9 protein-coding genes are annotated in these 7,072 nt (G+C 41.2%); 6 read left to right on the forward strand and 3 right to left on the reverse strand.

The window, feature by feature from the left end; genetic code table 11:
• Positions 1 to 17: 17 nt before the first annotated feature.
• Positions 18 to 788: an SDR family oxidoreductase gene (locus E1160_RS01310; protein WP_155153187.1), complete on the forward strand. Its 771-nt coding sequence runs from the start codon at positions 18 to 20 to the stop codon at positions 786 to 788.
• Positions 789 to 815: 27 nt separating this feature from the next.
• On the forward strand, positions 816 to 1,508 hold the full coding sequence (locus E1160_RS01315; RefSeq protein WP_155153188.1) for an SDR family oxidoreductase: 693 nt from the start codon (positions 816 to 818) through the stop codon (positions 1,506 to 1,508).
• Here the strand turns inward: E1160_RS01315 and E1160_RS01320 are convergent.
• A complete protein-coding gene (locus tag E1160_RS01320; protein WP_155153189.1) occupies positions 1,492 to 1,998 on the reverse strand; it encodes a DUF523 domain-containing protein in 507 nt (168 codons plus the stop codon). The two genes, E1160_RS01315 and E1160_RS01320, sit on opposite strands and share 17 nt — an antisense overlap.
• A gap of 122 nt (positions 1,999 to 2,120) precedes the next feature.
• Between E1160_RS01320 and E1160_RS01325 the strand changes: the two genes are divergently transcribed.
• Positions 2,121 to 2,576 (forward strand): GNAT family N-acetyltransferase, encoded by a 456-nt coding sequence (locus E1160_RS01325; RefSeq protein WP_155153190.1) that lies wholly within the window; start codon positions 2,121 to 2,123, stop codon positions 2,574 to 2,576.
• Here E1160_RS01325 and E1160_RS01330 read toward each other — a convergent pair.
• Positions 2,573 to 3,505 (reverse strand): GlxA family transcriptional regulator, encoded by a 933-nt coding sequence (locus E1160_RS01330; protein WP_155153191.1) that lies wholly within the window; start codon positions 3,503 to 3,505, stop codon positions 2,573 to 2,575. The genes E1160_RS01325 and E1160_RS01330 overlap by 4 nt on opposite strands.
• 112 nt (positions 3,506 to 3,617) lie before the next feature.
• On the opposite strand from E1160_RS01330, the gene E1160_RS01335 reads away from it, so the two are divergent.
• Both E1160_RS01335 and E1160_RS01340 read left to right on the forward strand, forming a co-directional pair.
• Positions 3,618 to 4,838 (forward strand): TauD/TfdA family dioxygenase, encoded by a 1,221-nt coding sequence (locus E1160_RS01335; protein ID WP_155153192.1) that lies wholly within the window; start codon positions 3,618 to 3,620, stop codon positions 4,836 to 4,838.
• A complete protein-coding gene (locus E1160_RS01340; RefSeq protein WP_218048641.1) occupies positions 4,819 to 5,583 on the forward strand; it encodes a class II aldolase/adducin family protein in 765 nt (254 codons plus the stop codon). Before E1160_RS01335 ends, E1160_RS01340 begins: the two co-directional genes overlap by 20 nt.
• A 41-nt stretch (positions 5,584 to 5,624) precedes the next feature.
• On the opposite strand, the gene E1160_RS01345 is transcribed toward E1160_RS01340, so the two are convergent.
• Positions 5,625 to 5,966 (reverse strand): winged helix-turn-helix transcriptional regulator, encoded by a 342-nt coding sequence (locus E1160_RS01345; protein ID WP_155153194.1) that lies wholly within the window; start codon positions 5,964 to 5,966, stop codon positions 5,625 to 5,627.
• 83 nt (positions 5,967 to 6,049) lie between these two features.
• Between E1160_RS01345 and E1160_RS01350 the strand changes: the two genes are divergently transcribed.
• The gene (locus E1160_RS01350) at positions 6,050 to 6,940 is read left to right on the forward strand and encodes a DMT family transporter (protein WP_155153195.1); all 891 of its coding nucleotides are present in this window, start codon (positions 6,050 to 6,052) and stop codon (positions 6,938 to 6,940) included.
• Positions 6,941 to 7,072 lie beyond the last annotated feature (132 nt).

Raw genomic sequence — 7,072 nt, forward strand, 5'->3', positions numbered from 1 at the left:
AAATTGAGAGAAATTAAATGTTTGATTTAAAAGATAAAGTTATATTGATTACAGGTGCGAGCCGTGGCATTGGTGCTGCTGCGGCCAAATTGCTAGCAAAGTCAGGTTCGACAGTCGTTCTAACGGCAAGAAGTGAAAAAGCATTGCATGCTTTAGTTGCAGAGATTGAGGGAGAGGGCGGTAAAGCGGCAGCGATTGCATGTGATGTCGCAAAATATAATGATGTTTCCAATGCGGTTAATTTTGCAGTTGAAACTTTTGGAAAGCTTGATGTTCTGGTTAATAATGCAGGGATAATTGATCCCATAGCAAAATTGGCTGATTCTGATCCTGACGCATGGGACCAAGTTGTTGATATTAACTTTAAAGGCGTTTATCACGGAATCCGTGCGGTGTTGCCATCAATGCTCACTCAGGGAAGCGGGACTATTATTAATATTAGTTCAGGTGCAGCGACATCTATTCTTGAAGGTTGGAGCCATTATTGTTCGACCAAAGCAGCGGTATTGTCCCTTACAAAAGCAGTTCATAAAGAATATGCAGATCAAGGCATACGCTCTATTGGATTGAGTCCAGGTACTGTTGCGACACATATGCAAGTTGCGATCAAAGAGTCCGGTATTAATCCTGTAAGTCAGCTTGATCCTAACGTTCATATTTCTCCAGAATGGGTGGGGCAAGCCATTGCCTATCTTTGTACGGATGACGCTGATAAATATTGTGGAATGGATTTTTCTTTAAAAACCGATGAGGGAAGATTGGCTGTTGGTTTACCGACAAAAAGTTAAGTCCGAAATAGAGCTTAGGTGAAAATAATGAAAAAAATAGCGATTACGGGCGTCTCGCGTGGGCTTGGATATGCATTATTACATGAATGTGCTTCTCGTGATGTAAGGGTTTTTGGGACATGTAGGTCTGAAAAGCAACTGCAAAAGCTTCAGGATGAATTTGGCGCTCAACATGAATTCTATCTCCTAGATACGACAAACGTGGATCAGATGAATGAATTTGCTACGAACGTCTATGAAGATGGGCAATTGGATGCGTTTATTGCAAATGCTGGTATTATCAATGATCGGTTACCTGCCTGGGAAGTTCCGGTACAAGTTTGGAAAACAAATATAGATGTTAATTTGATGGGGATGGTTCATTCAATCAATGCCTTTATTCCCAAAATGATTAATGCAGAACATGGCTGTTTCATTGGTATGAGCTCTGGTTGGGGGCGTGAAGCAAGTGATGGGCTTGCCCCATATTGTGCCAGCAAGTTCGCTGTTGAAGGATTGATTGGAAGTTTGGTTTTAGATTTGGCCCAAGCTTACTCATCAGTGCAGGCTATTGCCTTAGATCCGGGTGGGGGCATTAATACGGATATGTTGGCTGCTTGTTTACCCGATAGTCATACAGATTATAAAACGCCAGAGATATGGGCGAAAGTGGCCGTGGACTATATCATTAATGATCTGTTAAGGAATAATCGATCCGGCTCATTTACGATTCCAGATTAATATTCAATATTGCCGCCAGCTCCTCTACGTTATCTGAGGAAAAGACTTGGATTCCAGCTTGGATAAGCAAGGCGCTGGCGACCCCCATGCCTTTATGTGTAGTTCCGGAAAAGCTTCCGTCATAGATGAATGTTGAACCGCAAGACGGGCTTTTTTCCGTCAGTAAGGCGTATTTGCAATTATGTTCTTGGGCGATTTCTAAGGCAATCTCCGCCCCCGATATAAACAGATCGGTCACATCTTCTTTTATGTCATCTAAAATGCGCCCAGTCCCCAATAATACATCTTCACCAGATTTTGTATCTTGGATTTCTGCACGTGGGCGTGGTGTATCAAATCCCGCCATCACCTCTGGGCAGATCGGGATCAATCTATCTTCACTTTTCAAAAAATGGATTAATTCATGGGAGAGAAGTTTACCATTCCCATCATACCGAACTGGCTGCCCTAGAAGGCAGGCGCTTATTAATATCTTATCCTGATTTTGCATTTTATAATTCTCTTGTGACGCGAGGATAACTTAATGGCCTTGATTGAAAAATAAAAGTGGCTCTTGGGAAAAAAGGTTAATGAAATTACTGGATACCTATCTTAACAAGGTAAGGAAATCCGATGAGTAAAAAGATCAACATACGTCCATGCGAAACAAAGGATAAAGTAGTTTGGCGAGCGCTTTATGATGGATATGCCACATTTTATAAAACCGAAATGACAGATGAGATGGCTGATCGTGTGTGGAATTGGATACAGGATCCCGAACATGATCTTAAATGTATCTTGGCCGTCTGTGATCATGAGATTGTAGGACTGGCGCATTATCGCCCTATGCTTCGCCCTTTACGAAGCTGCTACGTTGGATATCTGGATGATATTTTTGTATCGCCTAAAGCGCGCGGGTTGAAAGTTGCAGATGCATTGATGGCGGAATTAAAGGTGATTTGTAAAGAAAATAACTGGTCTGTTATGCGCTGGTTAACCGCCGATGATAATTACCGCGCACGCGGGTTATATGATCGCTATGCGGTGAAATCTCATTCCAATTTATATGAGTTAAAGTTGGAAGATTAAAAAATATAACGATCTTTAGATGGTGTTTTCCCATATTTTTTCTTGTAGGCGCGAATAAAGGATTCTCCGTTCTCGAAACCGCACATAGCAGCAATCGTGTAAATCTTATGGCTTGAGTTTCGCAGCAGATTTTGACCATGCTCCAATCTTAAGGACAAGTAGTAGCTTTGCGGTGAATTATGTAGATACCGTTTAAATAATCGGGCCATTTTCCAGTGAGGAATTTCACAAGCGTTGCAGATGTCAGAGAGACTAAGTGGTTCTTCCAGATTTGCCAGCATGAGATTCACTGCTTTTGCTGTTACTTTGCTGATCATCGGCAATGTTTGATTGGGGGTGAATGTTTTATGAGATCCCATATGATCTGAAGGATGATATGTTAAAATTTCAGCCGCACGTTTGGATATATGACTGCCTGAATAATGCTTAATGATTGCCAATGTCATGTCACAGGTTGAAACTCCACCTGCACTTGAGCACATAGACGGGGTGAAGCTATATAATTTATCTATAAATTTTGCTTTTGGATATTGTTCTATATAGCCTGCTATCGCTTCAAAATGAACTGCCGCTGGTTGGTTTGCTAATAATCCGGCTTTGGCAAAGATTAACGCGCCTGTATCGACACAGCCCATTAAGATATCTTTGCGGGATTGTCGTCTTAACCAGTTAATTAATTTTTCACTTAATGCACGTTCTGGATTATAGGACGATAGTAAAAGCAGGACATCACACTTTTCATCATCAATCTTCTGAGTTTGCAATTGATACCCGCTTGAAGAAATAAGTGGGCCACCATCCAAAGACAATAAGCGCCAAGTATAAACCTGTTTTAGGCTTTCTCTATTAGCGATACGTAAGGGTTCCGTGATTAATGAGAGGGAAAGGATTGGGAAGTTATCCGCAAGAAAGATATCAAAATGTGGCATCTTATTTCACCAAATGAGTTTAATATGGTCAGTATATAGTAAAATAATGTCAGGTAAATGGTGGCTTTAACTGTTTATCTTTATTTTGGAAGAATAAAGAGGAGTATTCAGGATGGGATTGTCAATCACACCAGATTTTGACTATTGGCCTGTTAAATATGCCATTGAAGAAGCTGTTGATATTGATCGGCATGTTCAAATTACATGGTCTAATGGTCAGACATGCGAGTATCATAAATTTTTGTTACGGGAAAATAGTCCTGATGAAACAAGTTTGCATCCGCTTTCCCGCGAAACCTTGTTGTCACCATCAGATATTCCTGACGACTTATCCATTCTAAAGTTAAAAGTTTCTAAGGGTGGCAATTTGGACATAAGTTGGTCTGACGGCATCACAAGTTCCTATCATACTGGATGGCTTTACGCGCATGGATGGTTTGGCGAAAAACGTACCGCTCCTTATACAAAGCTGTGGTCTACCGAAAACTTAGAAAATCCACCAACTTTTGATGGACCCACTGCTTTGAAGCAAAAAAAAGTATTTCTCGACTGGCTAATTGCTCTCAGAGATTATGGATTCGCACGATTAGAGAATTTAGAAAATGAAGATGGGTTATTGGAAAGAATTGTTACCCAGATTGGTGTGATAAGAGAATCTAATTTTGGTCGAAAATATGTATTGGAATTAAAAGATGTTCCAGACTCAAATGCTTTTACATCTGATGCTTTACTTCAGCATACGGATATGCCGACCAGAATAAACCCACATGGCCTTCAGTTTTTATTTTGCCGTGATAATACAACACGAGGTGGTGAAGGCATTTATACCGACGCGTTCAAAATTGCTGCCGATTTGAAAATTGAAGAACCAGATGTGTATCATGCTCTCACATCAATTAACTGGGAATTTAATAATCGTGCAGTTGAGAGCAGTTATCGGGCGACAGGGCCAATATTTGAAACGGAAAAAGACGGAAGCATTGTCGGTGTGCGGTATACGCCATGGTTACGTGCGCCATTGGTTGCACCAATTAACATACAAGAACGCGCTTATTCATCTGTAAGGACATTAGTGAGCTATACGCAGAATCCCAAATACCAGATGGAAGTAAAGTATAAATCAGGGGATTTATTTGCTTTTGATAACAGAAGGGTTTTGCACGGACGCAAAGGATACGATGCGAAAGGCGGAACACGCTTTATCGAAGGGGTTTATAGCGATCATGATGAGCTTTTTTCATGTATTCGCGTTTTGAAAAGACAATTGGCCTTTGAGGCTGAGGATAACAAAATTAACGATCTGGGAGATGGAAATGACTTTATCAGCAATTAAAACTGAATTGAGATGTAGTGAAGCAGAATGGAATGCCCGAGTGGAACTTGCTGCTTTATTTCGAATTGTCGCACATTATGGAATGTCTGATTTGGCAAATGGCGCGCTAGCTTGCCGTGTTCCAGATGAACCTGATCATTATCTGGTTCATCCATATGGACTGTTTTGGGAAGAGATCCGTGCATCTGATCTGGTGAAGATAGGACCTGACGGGACACCAACAAATCCGACTGAACCTTGGTTGAATGATGGTGGGGTTAATCTTGCAAAATGGATTCTGGGAAATCGGTCAGATGCAAATTTCTTTGTACATGGCCATGAGGAAGAAGTTATGGCGGTTGGTTCTATCAAGGATGGCTTATTACCTCTTAATCAGCCAGCGGTATATTTAAGTAATATTCTTGGCTATATTGAATATGAATTCGAAGAGGATGAAGAGTTTGGAGAGCATTTCGTGAGGACTTTGGCAGATCATCAAATCTTGATCAGCCGTAATCATGGGTATTATGCTTTGGGTGCAACAGCCGCAGAAGCCTTTTTCCGTTCCTATTTCTTGCGACAAACTTGTTCGGCGCAAATCAAGACGCTGTCGATGCAGCGAGAGTTACACTTATTGGATCCGCAAAAAGTAGCACGTTACCAAGATGCCATGAGCAAGTCTGAAGATTATAATTATGATGGTAAAACGGAATGGGCGGGCATTATTCGCAAACTTGATCGCATACAAGCAGATTATAAAACTTGACTTAGTAAATTGGTAAAGGTGCAGTTTAGACTTTAGGCCTTTTATGTCTCCTTCTGAAGTTCCTCTCCCCATTTGATCGCCCAATGACCAAGTGGGGAGAGGAGAGAGAAAAGCTCTCTACCTGTGTCTGTCAAATAATAACCAGATTTCTCATGATCTAGGACACGACTTGCTCGTAACTCCTTGATACGTCGATTTAAAACGCTGGGGGAGATATCACCGCATTTATCTTGTAAGGCCCGAAATGTAAGCGGACCATCTGATAAAGACCATATAATGCCTAAAGCCCAGCTACGCCCCAACAGATCGAATAGAACCATAATAGGTTTGCCGGAACTTGAGCCGCGAACGGCTTGTCCAATTTTGGGAATATCTACATCCATAAATTTTTTCTTTCCAAGTGCGCTACTAATATGATAGCAAATTATCTGCTATCAAAAAGATAGCAACTTATGGAGATGATGTCATGGTTATTCTTTCAATATTTGCATCTCTTGGTGCATCCCTTGGCTGGGCGAGCGGTAGCATCTTGGCGGAAAAGCCAGCCAGCCTTGTGGGGGCTTTTGAATTTACGCGTATTCAATTACTTACTTCCGGTGCGATACTCGCTTTGATCTGCAGTATGTTTGGTTTGTGGACTGGTTTGCAGCTTGATCATTGGCCCGCATTTATAATCAGCATTGTCCTAAGTGTGATTGTCGGTAATTTGGCGATGATCGAATGTATTAGGACGGGTGGGCCACGTATCACCGAACTGCTTGTCTCATTAAAGGCGCCAATAGTGGCAGTGATCGCTTATCTTTGGTTAGGCGAGGATCTCACTTTTACGAGTGTCTTGGGTATTCTTATTGCCTTGTTTGGTATCTTTCTAGCCATTCTCTATGGCGAAGGAAAAGGAAAACCAATTCTTGAGAAAGATGCAAATTTACTATGGGTTCTAGGATTAGGTATTGCAGCGGCTTTTTTTCAAGGTGTAGGTTTCTTGATTTTGAAACCTGTTTTAACGTCAGGTGCTGATCCTTTTGCTGTCTCAGCAGTGCGTATTTGTGGGGCCGCCTTTTTGATTTCGATTGTTGGTTTATGGCCTTATCAAGGCTTTCAATCAAAAACAGATATAACACCTTATTTGTTGATGCGGACAATTTTGCCCGGGTTTATTGGCTATGGCATTTCAACCTCTTTATTACTTTATGCGCTCGCACATGCAGATGCGGCTGTGGCGACAATTTTAGCCTCTTTATCTCCTATTCTAATCTTACCGTTGCTATGGGTAAGTAAGGGAAAAGTACCGTCCGTTAATGCCGTTTTAGGGGCGGTCCTCGCTATTGTTGGTGTATCGATGATTTTACTGGTTTGAGGAGTAGTCTCAAGACCAACGGCATGTTTACCAGCTAATTTCTTAAGTACATGATAATCGCAAGGTTATACTTACTTTGAAATTTTTCTCTTGAGTATATTGCTTTATCAAGATAGTTTTAATTATTAAATG

The organism is Curvivirga aplysinae (assembly GCF_009711445.1).
Taxonomy (GTDB): Bacteria; Pseudomonadota; Alphaproteobacteria; order UBA8366; family Aestuariispiraceae; genus Curvivirga; species Curvivirga aplysinae.

Bases quoted from the DNA above. Each gene is read 5' to 3' on its own strand.
- E1160_RS01330 (WP_155153191.1), bottom strand. From the start codon at position 3,505: ATGCCACATTTTGATATCTTTCTTGCGGATAACTTCCCAATCCTTTCC.
- E1160_RS01350 (WP_155153195.1), top strand. From the start codon at position 6,050: ATGGTTATTCTTTCAATATTTGCATCTCTTGGTGCATCCCTTGGCTGG.
- E1160_RS01340 (WP_218048641.1), top strand. From the start codon at position 4,819: ATGACTTTATCAGCAATTAAAACTGAATTGAGATGTAGTGAAGCAGAA.
- E1160_RS01320 (WP_155153189.1), bottom strand. From the start codon at position 1,998: ATGCAAAATCAGGATAAGATATTAATAAGCGCCTGCCTTCTAGGGCAG.
- E1160_RS01310 (WP_155153187.1), top strand. From the start codon at position 18: ATGTTTGATTTAAAAGATAAAGTTATATTGATTACAGGTGCGAGCCGT.
- E1160_RS01335 (WP_155153192.1), top strand. From the start codon at position 3,618: ATGGGATTGTCAATCACACCAGATTTTGACTATTGGCCTGTTAAATAT.
- E1160_RS01315 (WP_155153188.1), top strand. From the start codon at position 816: ATGAAAAAAATAGCGATTACGGGCGTCTCGCGTGGGCTTGGATATGCA.
- E1160_RS01325 (WP_155153190.1), top strand. From the start codon at position 2,121: ATGAGTAAAAAGATCAACATACGTCCATGCGAAACAAAGGATAAAGTA.
- E1160_RS01345 (WP_155153194.1), bottom strand. From the start codon at position 5,966: ATGGATGTAGATATTCCCAAAATTGGACAAGCCGTTCGCGGCTCAAGT.